The sequence below is a fragment of the Leifsonia poae genome, assembly GCF_050632195.1.
Taxonomy (GTDB): domain Bacteria; phylum Actinomycetota; class Actinomycetes; order Actinomycetales; family Microbacteriaceae; genus Leifsonia; species Leifsonia poae_C.
Genome location: NZ_CP192580.1, coordinates 1,899,620 through 1,915,992 on the forward strand (window position 1 = coordinate 1,899,620; position 16,373 = coordinate 1,915,992).

The following is a 16,373-nucleotide window of genomic DNA, read 5'->3' on the forward strand; positions in this document are numbered from 1 at the left end:
GCGGTAAAGTATCGCGGATGCGACGCAGAACCTACCTGATCCCGATCGTCGCCGTCGTCGTTGTCGGTGCCCTGGCCGGCGTCGGCGCCATCGCCTGGGCGGCGAGCTCCGACAAGCCGGAGCAGCCGCGCGCCGTCGCAAGCGCGACACCGACTCCCGTCCCGACATCGACGCTCCCGCCGTTCCCGAAGCGACCGCTCACTGCCCAGACGCGGTACGTAGCGCTCGGTGACAGCTTCGCGGCCGGGATGGGCGGCGGTGGCGAGCAGGGCCGATGCGTCATGAGCGACAACAGCTACCCGGATGTGTTCTCGGCCGTCGCCGGCGTCGACCTCATCACCAACGCGGCCTGCAGCGGTGCCACCACCGCGGACCTGCTCAAGCGCCAGCTCTTCCCGCTCGATGCGAACACCGATCTCGTCACTCTCAGCATCGGCGGCAACGACCTGGGCGTGGCAGCGATCGCCTCGGACTGCGCCGCGGGCAAGTCGGTTCCCTGCCGAAACGGGATCTCCTCGGCGCTGTCCCTCCTGAACCTCCTGCCGAACAGACTCGACCAGGTCTACACGGCGGTCGCGAAGGCCGCCCCCAATGCGCGCATCGTCGTCACCGGATACGCGACCCTCTACGACGCCTCCGATCCGTCCTCGAAGGACTTCGGGATCGCCGCGGCGATCAACGCCGCCACGATCGGCCTCAACGAAGTGATCAAGGATGCGATCGACCGGCAGCGCGCAAAAGGCGTTCCGATCACCTACGTCGGCGTCGATTTCGACGGGCACGGCATCGGTTCGGCGAAACCCTGGGTCAACACCGCCGGATACACGGCATTCCACCCGACGGCCACCGGCTATCGCGAGTACTCGACCGAGCTCGTGCGACTGCTCGGCCGCGCGGTCAACTAGCCCGGGCGCCGGGTCACCTGGCGGGAGAGCCGTCAGCTGGCAGGGAGCGCGGTCACCTCGCCGGCCGCACGGGCAGCAGCGAACCGAGCGCGCGGCGCGAACGCGAGAAGCGGGGATGCCGGGGGACACCGGTGTGCTCGCGAGCGAAGGCGAGGGTCTCGGCGAGCATCCCGAGCCGTTCCTCCTCCGTGCGCGACTTGCGGGTGTTCACCTCGGCGATCACGGTGCCCGACCAGTGTCGCCGGGCGAGCATCCTGAGCACCTCGGCGACCGGCTGGCCGCCGCGTCCGGGGAGCAGGTGCTCGTCGAAGACCCTGCCCTCGTCGAGGGAGCCCGACCCGTCGCAGAGGTGCACGTGGCGGAGCCTGTCGCCGAGCGCGTTCGCGAGGTCGAGCGAGTCGAGCCCGCTGAGGGCCGCATGCGAGAAGTCGAGCGTGACGGCGTCGCAGTCCATGGCGGTCGGGTCCCAGCCGGGGGAGTACGCCGCGACCGCGCGGCCGGCCATCTTCCACGGGAACATGTTCTCCACGGCGATCTCGACGCCGCTGGCGGTGGCGGTCTGCCGGACGATCTTCAGGAAGTTCTCCGCGTATCCCGACTGCCAGCGGAACGGCGGATGCACGACGACCGTCGACGCGCCGACCGCGCCCGCCAGGCCGGCGGCCCGCTCGAGCTTGATCTGCGGATCCCGACCCCAGACGAAGTGCGTCAGCAGCAGCACGGGCGCGTGGATCGAGAAGATCGGCATCCCGTAGCGGCTCGACAACTCGAGCAGCGCATCCGGGGACTGAGTGACTTCGTCACGGGTGACCATGACCTCGACGCCGTCGAAGCCGGCACGGCGAGCAAGGCGGAAAGCGTGCTCCGTCGACAGCGGATACACGCAGGATGTACTCATTCCGATGCGCATCATCGCGGCAACTCTAATCACGCGCGCTGAACGTGGTGTGACCTTGCGGCAAACGCCCGGCAGACGTTCAGTCGAGGGACGCTGGTACCCTGGACAGCAGCGCAGAAGCCGAAGCCAGCGACGGATAGGACTCACCATTTCAGCACAGCCCGAACCCTCCCCGAGCCCGGAATCGACCCCGGACGGCGACCACTACGACCTGGTGATCGTCTCGAACCGTCTCCCCGTCGACAGGGTCACCGACGAGGAGGGCAATGCGTCCTGGCGACCGTCGCCGGGTGGTCTCGTCGCCGCTCTCGAACCGGTCATGCGCGCCGAGGACGGTATCTGGATCGGCTGGGCGGGCGTTGCCGACGAAGAGTTCGAGCCGTTCGAAGCCGACGGGATCAGCATCCACCCGGTCCGTCTCTCCGAGCAGGAGCTGCAGGAGTACTACGAGGGTTTCTCGAACGACACGCTCTGGCCGCTCTACCACGACGTCATCGCGCCGCCGAGCTTCCACCGCGAGTGGTGGGACTCCTACGTGAAGGTCAACCAGCGGTTCGCGGATGCGGCTGCGGCAGTCTCCGCCAAGGGTGCTGTGGTCTGGGTGCACGACTACCAGCTGCAGCTGGTGCCCGCGATGCTGCGTGCCGTGCGACCCGACCTGGTCATCGGCTTCTTCAACCACATCCCGTTCCCGCCTTACGGGATCTACTCGCAGCTGCCCTGGCGCCGCCAGATCATCGACGGCCTGCTCGGCGCCGACGTGATCGGCTTTCAGCGGGTCGCGGATGCGGGCAACTTCTCCCGCGCGGTGCGTCGGCTCAAGGGATATGAGACGCGCGGTCCGATCATCGAGGTCCCGATCGACACGGATGATCCGGAAGCAGGATCGCACCGTCACGTCACGGTCAACCGCCACGGCGGGCTCGTGCGCACAGTGCTCGCGCGACAGTTCCCGATCTCGATCGACGCGGCGAAGTACCAGGAGATGGCGAAGCGCCCCGAGATCCAGGCCCGGGCGCGCGAGATCCGCGAGGAGCTCGGCAACCCGAAGACGATCATGCTCGGCGTCGACCGGCTCGACTACACGAAGGGCATCGGGCACCGGTTGAAGGCGTTCGGCGAGATGCTCGCCGAGGGGACGATCTCCGTCGAGGATGTCGCGCTCATCCAGGTGGCGAGTCCCAGCCGCGAGCGCGTCGAGACCTACCGCCAGCTGCGCGACGAGATCGAGCTGACCGTGGGCCGCATCAACGGCGATTACGCAACCCTCGGCCACACCGCGGTCTCGTATCTGCACCATGGCTACCCCCGCGAGGAGATGGTGGCGCTGTACCTGGCGGCCGACGTCATGCTCGTCACGGCCCTGCGCGACGGGATGAACCTGGTTGCGAAAGAGTACGTGGCGACGAGGGTCGACGACGACGGCGTCCTCGTGCTGAGCGAGTTCGCCGGTGCGAGCGACGAGCTGCGCCAGGCGCTTCTCATCAACCCGCACGACATCGAGGGGCTCAAGGAGACCATCCTGCAGGCCGTGGCGATGCCGAAACGCGAGCGGACCAGACGGATGCGCTCCCTGCGCAAGCGCGTCCTCACGAACGACGTCGCGCGCTGGTCGGCCTCGTTCCTCGACGCCCTCACACGCAGCGCCCACGGCGACCACCCGCTTCAGAACCCGCCGGTCAACCGGCGCTGACGTTCCGCACCGGCGCTTCGCCACCGTCCATTCGCCGCTCAAACCACCGTGAAAGCAGTATGACCGACACCTCTCGTCCCACGTCCACTGAGTCCGCCGTCGCCCTCGCCGAGAGTCTCAAGAAGTTCGCCGCAGCCGATCGGGTGCTCATCGCGCTCGACTTCGACGGCACTCTCGCGCCGTTTGTCGACAAGCCGAAGTCGGCCAGGATGCTCCCGGATGCGAAGGCCGCGCTCGAACGCCTCGAGAAGCTGCCGAACACCTGGGTCGCCTACGTCTCGGGCCGTCCGCTGTCGAGCCTCGAGATCGTCACAGAAGCAGACGCCGACGCGTTGCTCATCGGTTCGCACGGCGTCGAGATCCGGTTCGGCCGTGACGGCGTCTCGCTCGACCTCAGCGTGGACGAGCAGGAGACGCTCCAGCGTCTCGGCGATGTGCTCGGCGACCTCGTCAAGGCGAACCCGGGCACACGCCTCGAGGTCAAGCCGGTCGGATTCGGCGTGCACTACCGCAAGCTCGAGAAGGGCGACGGCGCGGATGTGGTCGCCGCCGCGTACAAGGCCGCCGCGACGGTGAGCGATGAGCTGACCATCCGGGACGGCAAGGACATCATCGAGTTCTCGGTGCGCGGCGCCAACAAGGGGGACGGGATCGAGCGCCTCCGCGAGTACACCCACGCGACCGCTGTGCTGTTCGCCGGCGACGACGTGACCGACGAAGACGCGCTGCGGGTGCTTCGCCCGGCCGACGGCGACATCGGCATCAAGGTCGGCGAAGGCGAGACGGCCGCACAGTTCCGCGTTTCAGACGAGAAGGCCATCGCCACCGTGCTGACCCTGCTGGCCGGCGCGCGCGAGGCCCACCGCTGAGCTGAGCCCGCCGTTGACCTGGCGGACACATGAACGGAAGGGCATCCTGAGCGTTCTAGAGTTGTCACATGCCTGACATCGATTGGAAACCGCGCTCGCGCGTTGTCACCGACGGAATCGAAGCCACCACCAGCCGCGGAATGCTTCGCGCGGTCGGCATGGGTGACGCCGACTGGGAGAAGCCGCAGATCGGCATCGCGAGCTCGTGGAACGAGATCACGCCGTGCAACCTGTCGCTCGAGCGCCTCGCGCAGGGCGCCAAAGAGGGCGTCCACTCCGGTGGCGGGTACCCGCTCCAGTTCGGCACGATCTCGGTGTCCGACGGCATCTCGATGGGCCACGAGGGGATGCACTTCTCGCTCGTCTCGCGCGAGGTCATCGCCGACTCGGTCGAGACCGTCATGATGGCCGAGCGCCTCGACGGCACCGTCCTCCTCGCGGGCTGCGACAAGTCGCTGCCAGGCATGCTCATGGCGGCAGCCCGCCTCGATCTCTCGGCGGTGTTCCTGTACGCCGGATCGATCGCGCCGGGCTGGGTGAAGCTCTCGGACGGCACCGAGAAGGACGTCACGATCATCGACTCCTTCGAAGCCGTCGGCGCCTGCAAGGCGGGCAAGATGAGCGAGGAAGACCTCAAGCGCATCGAGTGCGCGATCGCTCCGGGCGAGGGCGCGTGCGGCGGCATGTACACCGCCAACACGATGGCTTCCGTGGCAGAAGCGCTCGGGATGAGCCTCCCCGGCTCGGCCGCGCCGCCCTCGGCCGACCGTCGCCGCGACTACTTCGCGCACCGCAGCGGCGAGGCCGTCGTCAACCTGCTGAAGCTCGGGATCACGGCCCGCGACATCCTGACCAAGGAGGCGTTCGAGAACGCGATCGCGGTGGCGATGGCGTTCGGCGGTTCCACGAACGTGGTGCTGCACCTGCTGGCGATCGCCCGCGAGGCCGAGGTCGACCTCACGATCGACGACTTCAACCGCATCGGCGACAAGGTGCCGCACATCGGCGACCTCAAGCCGTTCGGCAAGTACGTCATGAACGACGTCGACCGTCACGGCGGCGTCCCCGTCGTCATGAAGGCGCTGCTTGATGCGGGCCTCCTTCACGGCGACTGCCTCACCGTCACGGGCAAGACCGTCGCGGAGAACCTCGCCGAGATCAACCCGCCCGAGCCGGACGGCGAGGTGCTGCGCAAGCTCGACAACCCCATCCACGCCACCGGCGGCATCACCATCCTGAAGGGCTCGTTCGCCCCCGAGGGTGCTGTCGTCAAGACGGCCGGGTTTGACGCCGAGATCTTCGAGGGCCCCGCACGCGTGTTCGAGCGCGAGCGCGCCGCGATGGATGCGCTCACCGAGGGCAAGATCAACGCCGGCGACGTGGTCGTCATCCGCTACGAGGGTCCGAAGGGCGGACCGGGAATGCGCGAGATGCTCGCGATCACCGCCGCCATCAAGGGCGCAGGCCTCGGCAAGGATGTACTACTATTGACGGACGGACGATTCTCAGGCGGCACAACCGGCCTCTGCATCGGCCACATAGCACCCGAAGCGGTGGACGCAGGTCCCATCGCCTTCGTGCGCGATGGTGATCTGATACGGGTCGATATCGCGGCTCGCTCCCTCGACCTACTTGTCGACGAGTCTGAGCTGACCGCCCGCCGCGACGGCTGGGCTCCACTGCCCCCGCGCTATACCCGTGGCGTTCTCGCAAAATACTCCAAGCTCGTGCACTCCGCCGCGGAGGGCGCGATCACGGGGTAGCTTGCGCTCTCTGCATCATCCGTTTCGTACTAAGGGACGTTCCCACACATGTCTTCGGAACCAAGTACCGTGTTGCCATCCGCGACGCCAGGCAAGGCGTCGCCCGAACTCCTGACGGGCTCCCAGTCCGTCGTCCGCACCCTCGAACTGCTCGGCGTCGAGAACGTCTTCGGACTCCCGGGCGGAGCGATCCTCCCGATCTACGACGCGATCATGGACTCCACCAAGATCCGTCACATCCTCGTCCGGCACGAACAGGGCGCGGGTCACGCTGCCGAGGGTTACGCCTCGGCGAGCGGCAAGGTCGGTGTGGCGATGGCCACCTCCGGGCCCGGCGCCACCAACCTGGTCACGGCCATCATGGACGCGCACATGGACTCGGTGCCGGTGGTCTTCATCACCGGGCAGGTGTTCTCGACCCTGATGGGAACGGACGCCTTCCAGGAGGCGGACATCGTCGGCATCACCATGCCGATCACCAAGCACTCCTTCCTCGTGAAGGATGCGGCCGACATCCCGTCGACGATCGCTGCCGCGTACCACATCGCGGGAACAGGTCGCCCGGGCCCCGTGCTCGTCGACATCACCAAGGACGCGCAGCAGAACCAGGTGCCGTTCGTGTGGCCGCCGAAGATCGACCTTCCCGGCTACCGCCCGATCACGAAGGCGCACGGCAAGCAGATCCTCGCGGCAGCCCAGCTGCTCGTCGAGGCAAAGAAGCCGATCCTCTATGTCGGCGGCGGAGTCATCCGCTCGAAGGCCTCGCGGGAGCTGCTCGAACTGGCCGAGGCGACCGGAGCGCCGATCACCACGACGCTGATGGCGCGCGGAGCGTTCCCGGACTCGCATCCCCAGCACCTGGGTATGCCCGGAATGCACGGAACGGTGCCGGCGGTGCTCGCGCTGCAGGAGTCGGACCTCATCGTGTCGCTCGGCGCGCGGTTCGACGACCGCGTCACGGGCAACACGTCGCTGTTCGCGCCGAACGCGAAAATCGTGCACGTCGATGTCGACCCGGCCGAGATCTCCAAGATCCGGGTCGCCGACGTCCCCATCGTCGGCGATGCCAAGGACGTCATCGTCGATCTGACCGCGGCCTTCCAGGAGGCAAGCCGGGAGACCACGCCCGACACCGTCGAGTGGTGGACGTACCTGAACGGGCTCCGCGAGGAGTTCCCGCTCGGATTCACCAAGCCGAGCGACGGGCTGCTCTCCCCGCAGCACGTCATCCAGCGCATCGGCGAGCTCACCGGACCGGAGGCCGTGTACACCGCGGGCGTCGGTCAGCACCAGATGTGGGCCGCGCAGTTCATCAAGTACGAACGCCCCAACGCGTGGCTCAACTCGGGTGGCGCGGGCACGATGGGCTACTCGGTCCCGGCGGCGATGGGCGCCAAGGTCGCCCAGCCCGAGCGCGTGGTGTGGTCGATCGACGGTGACGGATGCTTCCAGATGACCAATCAGGAGCTCGCCACCTGCACGATCAACAACATCCCGATCAAGGTCGCGATCATCAACAACTCGTCGCTCGGCATGGTGCGGCAGTGGCAGACGCTGTTCTACGACGGCCGGTACTCGAACACCGACCTGAACACCGGACACGACACCATCCGCGTCCCCGACTTCGTGAAGCTGGCCGAGGCGTACGGCGCCCTGGGCATCCGGGTCACGAAGGAAGAAGAGGTGGACGCCGCCATCAAGCTCGCGCTCGAGACGAACGACCGACCCGTCGTGATCGACTTCGTGGTGAGCGCAGACGCGATGGTGTGGCCGATGGTGCCGCAGGGCGTCAGCAACAGCTACGTGCAGTACGCCCGTGACCACAGCCCCGCATTCGAGGAGGAGTAACCGATGAGCACACACGTCCTTTCCCTCCTCGTCGAGGACAAACCGGGTCTGCTGACCCGCGTTGCCGGCCTCTTCGCCCGCCGAGGGTTCAACATCGAGTCCCTCGCGGTCGGCACCAGCGAGGTGGACGGCCTCTCCCGCATCACCGTCGTGGTGGATGTGGAAGAGCTTCCGCTCGAGCAGGTCACCAAGCAGCTCAACAAGCTGATCAACGTGATCAAGATCGTCGAGCTCGACCCCGCTCAGTCCGTGCAGCGCGAGCACCTCCTCATCAAGGTCCGGGTGGACAACACCACTCGCTCGCAAGTACTCGAGGCCGTCAACCTGTTCCGTGCCCGCGTCGTCGACGTGGCGACGGATGCGCTGGTGATCGAGGTCACCGGCGACAGCGGCAAGACCCAGGCGCTGCTCAAGGTGCTCGAGCCGTACGGCATCAAGGAGATGGCCCAGTCCGGGCTGCTCGCGATCGGCCGCGGCTCGAAATCCATCACCGAGCGCGTTTTCAAGAACTGACTCTTTTAGCTGAACCACACGAACAAGGAGATACATCAAGTGGCTGAGATCTACTACGACAACGACGCTGACCTGTCGATCATCCAGGGCAAGAAGGTCGCCGTCATCGGTTACGGCTCGCAGGGTCACGCGCACGCGCAGAACCTCCGCGACTCGGGCGTCGAGGTCGTCATCGGCCTGAAGGAGGGCTCGAAGTCGAAGCCCAAGGCCGAAGAGGCCGGCTTCCAGGTGCTGAGCGCTGCCGAGGCGTCCAAGTGGGCTGACGTCATCGTCATCCTCGCTCCCGATCAGGTGCAGCGTCACCTCTACGCCGACGACGTGCAGCCGAACCTGAGCGAGGGCAACGCGCTCGTCTTCGGTCACGGCTTCAACATCCGTTTCGGCTACATCGAGGCGCCCGAGGGCGTCGACGTGATCATGGTCGCCCCGAAGGGCCCGGGCCACACCGTGCGCCGCGAGTACGAGGCCGGCCGTGGCGTCCCCGTCATCGTCGCCGTCGAGAAGGATGCGACCGGCAACGCCTGGCCGCTCGTCCTCAGCTACGCCAAGGGCATCGGCGGCCTGCGCGCCGGCGGCATCAAGACCACTTTCACCGAGGAGACCGAGACCGACCTGTTCGGTGAGCAGGCCGTTCTCTGCGGCGGTGTCTCGCAGCTCGTCCAGTACGGTTTCGAGACCCTGACCGAGGCCGGCTACCAGCCGCAGGTCGCCTACTTCGAGGTGCTGCACGAGCTCAAGCTCATCGTGGACCTCATGTGGGAGGGTGGCATCGCCAAGCAGCGCTGGAGCGTTTCCGACACCGCCGAGTACGGCGACTACGTCTCCGGACCGCGTGTCATCGACCCCCACGTCAAGGAGAACATGCAGGCCGTTCTCGCCGACATCCAGTCCGGCGCCTTCGCCGAGCGCTTCATCGCCGACCAGGACGCCGGCGCGCCGGAGTTCCTCGCCCTCCGCAAGAAGGGCGAGCAGCACCCGATCGAGGCCACCGGCCGCGAGCTGCGCAAGCTGTTCGCCTGGAACGCCTCGAACGACGACGACTACGTCGACGGCGAGGTCGCGCGCTAACTCCGCGCCCACGCATCCCTTCGTGTGAAAAGCGCGGTTCGACACCCTCGAACCGCGCTTTTCGCACGATTCGACCTCATTCGAAGAAGATCGGGTAAACGCATGCAGCAGGCACTCGCGATAGAGATCGCGGTTCAGGATCCGGCGGGCGTGCGCATCGCGCTCGACGCCGGCGTCGACAGGATCGAGCTGTGCGCGGCGTTGAGCACCGGCGGGCTGACGCCATCGGCCGGTCTGATCGCCGCCGCGGTCGCGCAAGCCGAGGCCGCTGAGCGCCCCGGCTTCGTGCACGTCCTCGTTCGCCCGCGCGGTGGCGGCTTCGTCTATTCGGCGGACGAGCTCGACGTGACCATCGCGGACATCCGTGGTGCCAAGGCGGTCGGGGCCGGAGGTGTCGTGATCGGCGCGCTCGACGCATCCGGAGCCATCGACCTCGACGCCACGGCCCGCCTCATCGAGGCCGCCGACGGGATCGAGGTCACGTTCCACCGGGCGATGGATGCGGTCGCCGACCCGCTCGGCGCGCTCGAGTCACTCATCGGGCTGGGGATCACGCGCATACTGAGCTCGGGCGGCGAACCCCGCAGCGTGGACGGTGTCGGGATGCTCGCGGCCCTCGCAGCAGAGGCCTCGGGACGGATACAGGTCATGGCCGGCGGGGGAGTGCGGGTCGAGGACCTGCAGGCGATCGCGGCCACCGGCGTCGATGCCGTGCATCTCTCGGCGCGCGCATCCGTCACCGGCACGATCAGCGGCCCGGGCGGCGGCGATGACTCGTACGACGTCACGTCGCCCGACGTGGTGCGCGAGGCGGTGGCGGCACTCCGCGTGTCCTGACGTCAGGATCGTGCGCAGCTCAGAGCACGATGACGATGCAGAGCGCGATGAGCACGAGCTGCCCGATCAGGCGCGGGATGAGCGGCGTTGCCAGCTTGCCGAAGCGTTCCGGATTGCGGGCGGCATAGGCGTTGGCGGGAAAGACCGCGACGAGGAAGACGGCCAACGCGATGGCGGCTGCGACGTAGGTCCAGGGGAGGAGCAGGCCGATTCCGCCCGCGATCTCGCAGACGCCCGTGAACGCGACGAGCACCGCAGGGCGGAGCATGCCGTTCCAGCGCATCCGCGGCGGGATCATCTTGGCCATCACGCGGCGCGGACCGGGCAGGAAGTGGCTGACGCCCATCCCGATGAAGACGCCCGCCAACGCGATGCGCAGGATGAGCTGGACGATCTCGAAGGCGGTCACACGCTCCAGTCTGCCGGTTCACCGGGCGTAACGCGGCCAAGGGCACCCCTCCGCAGCCGGTAGAGTGTGTGCTGATCGCGCCCCATTGATCGTGGCGCTCGCCTCCCAAGCCTGCTCCCATCTCAAAGGAACTGCCACGTGACAAAGCCGGTCGTGCTGATCGCCGAAGAACTTTCGCCCGCCACTGTCGACGCCCTCGGGCCGGACTTCGAGATCCGTTCCGTCGACGGAACCGACCGTCCCGCGTTGCTCTCCGCGGTCGCCGATGCGGATGCGATTCTGGTGCGTTCGGCCACGAAGGTCGACCAGGAGGTCATCGCCGCCGCACCCAAGCTGCGGGTCGTCGCGCGCGCGGGCGTCGGTCTCGACAACGTCGACATCAAGTCGGCGACGACCGCGGGCGTCATGGTCGTCAATGCGCCGACCTCGAACATCATCTCGGCCGCGGAGCTCACGGTCGGTCACATCCTGAGCCTCGCCCGGCACATCCCCGCCGCGCACAACGCGCTGGCGCAGGGTCAGTGGAAGCGCTCGAAGTACACCGGCACCGAGGTCTACGAGAAGACCGTCGGCATCATCGGTCTCGGCCGCATCGGCGCGCTCATCACGGCCCGCCTGCAGGCATTCGGCACCAAGGTGATCGCGTTCGATCCCTACGTGACCTCCGCCCGGGCTCAGCAGCTCGGCGTGCAGTTGGTGACGCTGGACGAGCTGCTCGCCGAGGCCGACTTCATCACGATCCACATGCCGAAGACGCCCGAGACGACCGGCATGATCAGCGACGACCAGCTCGCGCTCATGAAGCCGACCGCCTTCATCGTCAACGTCGCCCGCGGCGGTCTGATCGACGAGGACGCGCTCTACCGGGCGCTCTCGACCAAGACGATCGCCGGCGCCGGCCTCGACGTGTTCGTCAGCGAGCCGCCCACGGAGTCGCCGCTGCTCGCTCTCGAGAACGTCGTCGTCACGCCGCACCTCGGCGCGTCGACCGACGAAGCCCAGGAGAAGGCAGGCGTCTCGGTGGCCAAGTCGGTTCGCCTCGCACTGTCGGGCGAGCTGGTTCCGGATGCGGTCAACGTCGCCGGCGGTGTCATCGACCTGTACGTGCGCCCGGGCATCCCGCTCGTCGAGAAGCTCGGCCAGGTGTTCTCGGGTCTGTCGCACAGCCCGCTGACCAGCGTCGATGTCGAGGTGCGCGGCGAGCTCGTCGACTACGACGTGAGCGTACTGAAGCTCGCAGCACTGAAAGGCATCTTCACCAACGTCGTCAGCGAGACGGTCTCCTACGTCAACGCGCCGCTGCTCGCTGAGCAGCGTGGCATCGAGGTGCGTCTGCTCACCGACTCGGTGAGCGAGGAGTACCGCAACCTGATCACCCTGCGCGGCGCCCTGAGCGACGGCTCGCAGATCTCGGTCTCGGGAACGCTCACCGGTACCAAGCAGATCGAGAAGATCGTCGAGATCAACGGCTACGACGTCGAGGTCCCGATCGCCGAGCACCTCATCGTCATGATCTACGACGACCGCCCCGGCATCGTCGCGATCTATGGGCACGAGTTCGGCGAGGCCGAGATCAATATCGCAGGGATGCAGATCGCTCGCACCTCGGCCGGCGGCAAGGCGCTCAGCGTGCTCACCGTCGACTCGCGCATCCCCGAGGGGCTGCTCGAGAAGGTGCGAGTGGCGATCAGCGCCGATCTGATGCACGAGATCGACATCACCGAGTCGTAGCCCCGGGGTTCCTGGCCCACCGGCCAGAGCGGTCAGCGCAGGATGCCCTTCTGGCGCGCCGCGGAGACCGCCGCGGTGCGGGAGCTCACGTCGAGCTTCGAGAAGATGTGCGCGAGGTGCGACTTCACGGTCGTCTCGCTGAGGAAGAGCTCGGTGGCGATCTCGGTGTTCGCTCGACCGGCGGCGACGAGGCCGAGCACCTCGATCTCGCGCGCGCTGAGGCTGACCCGCGGCGCACGCAGGCGATCGAGCAGACGTGACGCGATGACCGGGGCGAGTGCACTCTCGCCGGCCGCGGCAGCTCTCACGGCGGCGATCAACTCGTGCGGTGGGGCGTCTTTCAGCAGGTAGCCGCTCGCTCCGGCCTCCACGGCTCCGATGATGTCGCCGTCGGAGTCGTAGTTGGTGAGCACGAGCACGTACGGGGCAGCCTCCAGCGTACGGATGCGACGGGTCGCATCCGCCCCCGTCATGCTGCCGGGTGCGCCGAACTGGAGGTCCATCAGCACGACGTCGGGGTTCTCGCGTTCGGCCGCTGAGACGGCCTGACCGGCCGTGGATGCCTCGGCGACGATCTCGATGTCCGCTTCCGAGCCGAAGAGCGCAACGAGACCTGCGCGAACGATGGGATGGTCGTCGGCGATCACCATGCGGATCATGGCGCCGCCACCGGGGAGAGCGTGACCGTCAGCGTTGTGCCGCTGCCGGGTGCGGATTCGACACTCACAGTGCCACCCAGCTGCTGCACGCGCTCCCGGGTGGCTTGGAGCCCGAACGAATCGGAGGTGCCCTGGTTCGCATCCGCGGCTGCCAGCGGGTCGAAGCCGATGCCGTCGTCGACCACGGTGAAGTGCAGCTCATCCCGATCGACCGTGAGAGTGATCGTCGCGGTGCTCGCGTGCGCGTGCTGGATGACGTTGGCGATCGCCCCCTGAGCGATGCGCAGCAGGGCCGTCTGCAGGTGCATCGGCAGCTTGACGGTATCTGACACGCGCACCCGTACGTCGAGACCCTGCGCCGACCACTGCGACTCCGCGAGTCGACGAAGCGCGCCGCCGAGACTCTGGTCGTCGAGCTGCGGTGGAGTGAGTTCCCGGATGAAGCGGCGGGCGTCGGCGAGGTTGGCCGCCGCCGTCTCTCGGGCGAGCCGGATGTGCTCCACGCCGGGACGATCGGGATCCGCGCGCTCGGCCGCGTGCAGCAGCATCTGGATGCTGGAGAGCCCTTGCGCGAGCGTGTCGTGGATCTCCCGCGCGAGTCGCGCCCGCTCGGCGAGCACACCGGACTCGTGCTCGGTCGCCGCCAGCTGATCGCGGGTCTCGAGAAGCTCGCGCATCAACTGCTCCTGTTCTGCGGCCTCGCGAGCGAGAGCCTGGTAGCCGAGGCCGATCAGCAGCGCGACACCGGCGCCGACAAGCGGCCCGACGACACCGCCGACGGTCCATCCGCCGTGCACGCCCAGCGCGACGATCGCCGCAAGCGTCGACACGAGGATCGTGACCGCTCCCCACCACCGGCCGAGGAGATGCAAGTAGAGGAAGAAGAGCGGAAACACCAGGTATGCGGCCTCGGGGATGAGCCATAGCAGCACGAGCCACTCGAGGCTCAGCATGCCCAGCCAGCCGAGGGCGAGCGCGCGACGCGCACGCGGACGCGCGGAGCGGGTGAAGAAGGCTCCGCATCCGTAAGTGATGAGCAGGAGCACGCAGAGGGCGATGACGACGCCGCTGGCAGCCGTCGGGGCGAGGACAGCGCGACCGATCACCAGCACCGTGAGCAGCACGAAGAGAACGTGGAGGCCCGTGCGCAGACCCACGAAAACCGGGGTCAGGGCGGAGTGGGGCATGGCTCGAACTTTACGCGCCCGGGTGCCGGGGCTCATCGTCCGAAAGGACGAATCCGGGTTCGACCGTTCGGTCGGCGAAAGCCGTGCGCACGAGCGATGACCCGAGCGGAGATCGAAGCGACAGTGGAGAGTGCCATCGCATCCGGTGGACAGAAAGGAACACACCATGTTCGTCGCCCTGCGCGACCTCCGCTTCGCCCGGGGCCGGTTCATCCTGATCGGTTCCGTGGTGGGCCTCATCACAGTGCTCGTCGGCTTCCTCAGCGGCCTGACCGGCGGACTCGCCACCCAGAACATCTCGGCCGTGCTCTCGATACCGGCCGACCGGATCGTGTTCTCCGCACCGGCGGCGGGGGATTCCGGCGCGAGCTACTCCGACTCCGCTGTCACCGAGAAGCAGGCGGCGGAGTGGAAGGCGACGGATGGAGTCAGCTCGGTCGAGCCGCTCGGCATCAGCCAGACTAGGGCCGAAGCCGGGGACATCCGGACCGCCGTCGCCGTCTTCGGCGTACAGGAAGGTTTCGATGCGACCGCGCCCCCGGCGAACGGACTCCTCGACCTGTCAGAGCCGGCCGCGAAAGCGCTTGACGTGACAGTGGGAGACAAGGTGACGATCGCCGGTAAGGAGTACGCCGTCGCAACCGTCGGCGGCGACAGCTGGTACAGCCACACGCCCGTGGTGCGGATGACCCTTCACGACTGGCAGGCATACTCGGGTGCTACGGGAAATGCCGACGCTTTTGCGACCGTCCTGGCCGTCAAGGGCGATCCCGACTGGGGTGCTGCGGACGCAGCGAACGCCACCGTCTCGGAGACTCCGATCGGATCTCTGACAGCGCTCAGCGCCTTCCGCTCGGAGATCGGGTCGCTGCTCCTGATGGTCGCCATGCTGTTCGGCATCTCCGGGCTCGTCATCGGCGCGTTCTTCACCGTCTGGACCATGCAGCGCAAGAGCGATATCGCGGTGCTCAAAGCCCTCGGGGCCAGCACAGGCTCTCTGGTTCGGGATGCACTTGGTCAAGCACTCATCGTGCTGGTCCTCGGCATCGGGGTCGGGCTGGCCCTGGTCGCCGCCTTCGGCGCACTCGCCGGCGGTGCGCTCCCGTTCCTGCTGAGCCCGATCACCACCCTCGTCCCCGGCGCGATCATGATCGTGCTCGGGCTCGGAGGCGCGGCCTTCGCCCTCCGATCCGTCACCTCCGCCGACCCCCTCACCGCACTCGGGAGCAACCGATGATCATCCTCGACGACCTCACCCTCACGTTCCCCGACGGGAATGAACGGATCACCGCCATCGACCGGGTGTCGCTGACCGCGCATCCGGGAACCGTCACCGGCATCACCGGACCGAGCGGCTCCGGCAAGTCGAGCCTGCTCGCCGTGGCGGCGACGCTCATCCGTCCCGACTCCGGGCGGGTCATCATCGACGACGTCGACGCGACCCGGTTGAACCCCGGCGAGGCCACAGAGCTTCGACGGAGCAGCATCGGCATCGTGTTCCAGCAGTCCAATCTGATCCCGTCGCTCACGGCGCAGGAGCAGTTGACCGTGATGAACGAACTCGGCGGTCGGCACCGGGGACTCACCCGCGCGCAGGCATCCTTGCGGGCCGACGAACTGCTCGACGAGGTCGGTCTGTCGGCCCAGCGCGGGAAGCGCCCGCACCAGTTGTCGGGCGGCCAACGGCAGCGGGTGAACATCGCCCGCGCCCTGATGAACGACCCCAGCGTTCTGCTGATCGACGAACCGACGAGCGCCCTCGACCAGGAACGCGGAGCCAGCATCATCGACCTGATCCTCCGGCTCACGGATCAGCTGAACACCTCGACGTTGCTCGTGACGCACGACCTCGTGCACCTGCCGCGCATGCAGGGCATCGTCCGACTGGTCGACGGCAGAATCGTCGACGAAGGGCTGGTCGATGAGCCTGCCGAAAATACTTCGAAGAAATTCGACTCGGCTGTCGATTTCGCGCGGTAGCTTACGTCGTACT

The 16,373-nt window shown here is 67.5% G+C and carries 15 protein-coding genes; 11 read left to right on the plus strand and 4 right to left on the minus strand.

Annotation, left to right across the window (positions count from 1 at the left end):
* The first annotated feature begins 17 nt into the window (after positions 1-17).
* Positions 18-905: an SGNH/GDSL hydrolase family protein gene (locus ACQ86A_RS09650; protein WP_431280291.1), complete on the plus strand. Its 888-nt coding sequence runs from the start codon at positions 18-20 to the stop codon at positions 903-905.
* A 52-nt stretch (positions 906-957) separates the two neighbouring features.
* Here the strand turns inward: ACQ86A_RS09650 and ACQ86A_RS09655 are convergent, their stop codons facing one another.
* Positions 958-1,818 (minus strand): sugar phosphate isomerase/epimerase family protein, encoded by an 861-nt coding sequence (locus ACQ86A_RS09655; RefSeq protein ID WP_431280292.1) that lies wholly within the window; start codon positions 1,816-1,818, stop codon positions 958-960.
* 199 nt (positions 1,819-2,017) lie between these two features.
* On the opposite strand from ACQ86A_RS09655, the gene otsA reads away from it, so the two are divergent.
* The 7 genes from otsA (at position 2,018) to ACQ86A_RS09690 (ending at position 10,394) form a co-directional block, all read left to right on the plus strand.
* Entirely contained in the window at positions 2,018-3,496 is a 1,479-nt protein-coding gene (gene otsA, locus ACQ86A_RS09660; RefSeq protein WP_431280293.1) for an alpha,alpha-trehalose-phosphate synthase (UDP-forming), read from the plus strand.
* A gap of 59 nt (positions 3,497-3,555) precedes the next feature.
* Entirely contained in the window at positions 3,556-4,365 is an 810-nt protein-coding gene (gene otsB, locus ACQ86A_RS09665; RefSeq protein ID WP_431280294.1) for a trehalose-phosphatase, read from the plus strand.
* A gap of 68 nt (positions 4,366-4,433) precedes the next feature.
* Entirely contained in the window at positions 4,434-6,128 is a 1,695-nt protein-coding gene (ilvD, locus tag ACQ86A_RS09670; protein WP_431280295.1) for a dihydroxy-acid dehydratase, read from the plus strand.
* 48 nt (positions 6,129-6,176) lie between these two features.
* Positions 6,177-7,976: an acetolactate synthase large subunit gene (locus tag ACQ86A_RS09675; RefSeq protein ID WP_431280296.1), complete on the plus strand. Its 1,800-nt coding sequence runs from the start codon at positions 6,177-6,179 to the stop codon at positions 7,974-7,976.
* A gap of 3 nt (positions 7,977-7,979) precedes the next feature.
* The gene (gene ilvN, locus ACQ86A_RS09680; protein ID WP_387059837.1) at positions 7,980-8,489 is read left to right on the plus strand and encodes an acetolactate synthase small subunit; all 510 of its coding nucleotides are present in this window, start codon (positions 7,980-7,982) and stop codon (positions 8,487-8,489) included.
* A gap of 39 nt (positions 8,490-8,528) precedes the next feature.
* Positions 8,529-9,557: a ketol-acid reductoisomerase gene (gene ilvC, locus ACQ86A_RS09685; RefSeq protein WP_431280297.1), complete on the plus strand. Its 1,029-nt coding sequence runs from the start codon at positions 8,529-8,531 to the stop codon at positions 9,555-9,557.
* 102 nt (positions 9,558-9,659) lie between these two features.
* On the plus strand, positions 9,660-10,394 hold the full coding sequence (locus ACQ86A_RS09690) for a copper homeostasis protein CutC (protein WP_431280298.1): 735 nt from the start codon (positions 9,660-9,662) through the stop codon (positions 10,392-10,394).
* Positions 10,395-10,413: 19 nt separating this feature from the next.
* Here ACQ86A_RS09690 and ACQ86A_RS09695 read toward each other — a convergent pair whose 3' ends face one another.
* Positions 10,414-10,803 carry a DoxX family protein gene (locus ACQ86A_RS09695; protein WP_431280299.1) on the minus strand — a complete coding sequence of 130 codons (390 nt, stop codon included), beginning with the start codon at positions 10,801-10,803 and terminating at the stop codon, positions 10,414-10,416.
* 138 nt (positions 10,804-10,941) lie between these two features.
* Here ACQ86A_RS09695 and serA point away from each other — a divergent pair, with 138 nt between their 5' ends.
* Positions 10,942-12,534, plus strand: a complete 1,593-nt coding sequence (gene serA / locus ACQ86A_RS09700; RefSeq protein WP_431280300.1) for a phosphoglycerate dehydrogenase — start codon at positions 10,942-10,944, stop codon at positions 12,532-12,534.
* A gap of 32 nt (positions 12,535-12,566) precedes the next feature.
* Here serA and ACQ86A_RS09705 read toward each other — a convergent pair whose 3' ends face one another.
* On the minus strand, positions 12,567-13,193 hold the full coding sequence (locus ACQ86A_RS09705) for a response regulator (protein WP_431280301.1): 627 nt from the start codon (positions 13,191-13,193) through the stop codon (positions 12,567-12,569).
* On the minus strand, positions 13,190-14,380 hold the full coding sequence (locus tag ACQ86A_RS09710) for a sensor histidine kinase (RefSeq protein ID WP_431280302.1): 1,191 nt from the start codon (positions 14,378-14,380) through the stop codon (positions 13,190-13,192). Before ACQ86A_RS09710 ends, ACQ86A_RS09705 begins: the two co-directional genes overlap by 4 nt.
* 166 nt (positions 14,381-14,546) lie before the next feature.
* Here ACQ86A_RS09710 and ACQ86A_RS09715 point away from each other — a divergent pair, with 166 nt between their 5' ends.
* Both ACQ86A_RS09715 and ACQ86A_RS09720 read left to right on the plus strand, forming a co-directional pair.
* Positions 14,547-15,617 (plus strand): ABC transporter permease, encoded by a 1,071-nt coding sequence (locus ACQ86A_RS09715; RefSeq protein WP_431280303.1) that lies wholly within the window; start codon positions 14,547-14,549, stop codon positions 15,615-15,617.
* Positions 15,614-16,360 carry an ABC transporter ATP-binding protein gene (locus ACQ86A_RS09720; protein ID WP_431280304.1) on the plus strand — a complete coding sequence of 249 codons (747 nt, stop codon included), beginning with the start codon at positions 15,614-15,616 and terminating at the stop codon, positions 16,358-16,360. The genes ACQ86A_RS09715 and ACQ86A_RS09720 overlap by 4 nt, the downstream gene beginning before the upstream one ends.
* Positions 16,361-16,373 lie beyond the last annotated feature (13 nt).

Excerpts from the sequence above, each read along its gene's own strand:
- ilvN (WP_387059837.1), top strand. The coding sequence starts at position 7,980 with ATGAGCACACACGTCCTTTCCCTCCTCGTCGAGGACAAACCGGGTCTG.
- ACQ86A_RS09655 (WP_431280292.1), bottom strand. The coding sequence starts at position 1,818 with ATGATGCGCATCGGAATGAGTACATCCTGCGTGTATCCGCTGTCGACG.
- ACQ86A_RS09650 (WP_431280291.1), top strand. The coding sequence starts at position 18 with ATGCGACGCAGAACCTACCTGATCCCGATCGTCGCCGTCGTCGTTGTC.
- ACQ86A_RS09705 (WP_431280301.1), bottom strand. The coding sequence starts at position 13,193 with ATGATCCGCATGGTGATCGCCGACGACCATCCCATCGTTCGCGCAGGT.
- ACQ86A_RS09690 (WP_431280298.1), top strand. The coding sequence starts at position 9,660 with ATGCAGCAGGCACTCGCGATAGAGATCGCGGTTCAGGATCCGGCGGGC.
- ilvD (WP_431280295.1), top strand. The coding sequence starts at position 4,434 with ATGCCTGACATCGATTGGAAACCGCGCTCGCGCGTTGTCACCGACGGA.
- ACQ86A_RS09675 (WP_431280296.1), top strand. The coding sequence starts at position 6,177 with ATGTCTTCGGAACCAAGTACCGTGTTGCCATCCGCGACGCCAGGCAAG.
- ACQ86A_RS09715 (WP_431280303.1), top strand. The coding sequence starts at position 14,547 with ATGTTCGTCGCCCTGCGCGACCTCCGCTTCGCCCGGGGCCGGTTCATC.
- ACQ86A_RS09720 (WP_431280304.1), top strand. The coding sequence starts at position 15,614 with ATGATCATCCTCGACGACCTCACCCTCACGTTCCCCGACGGGAATGAA.
- otsB (WP_431280294.1), top strand. The coding sequence starts at position 3,556 with ATGACCGACACCTCTCGTCCCACGTCCACTGAGTCCGCCGTCGCCCTC.
- ACQ86A_RS09710 (WP_431280302.1), bottom strand. The coding sequence starts at position 14,380 with ATGCCCCACTCCGCCCTGACCCCGGTTTTCGTGGGTCTGCGCACGGGC.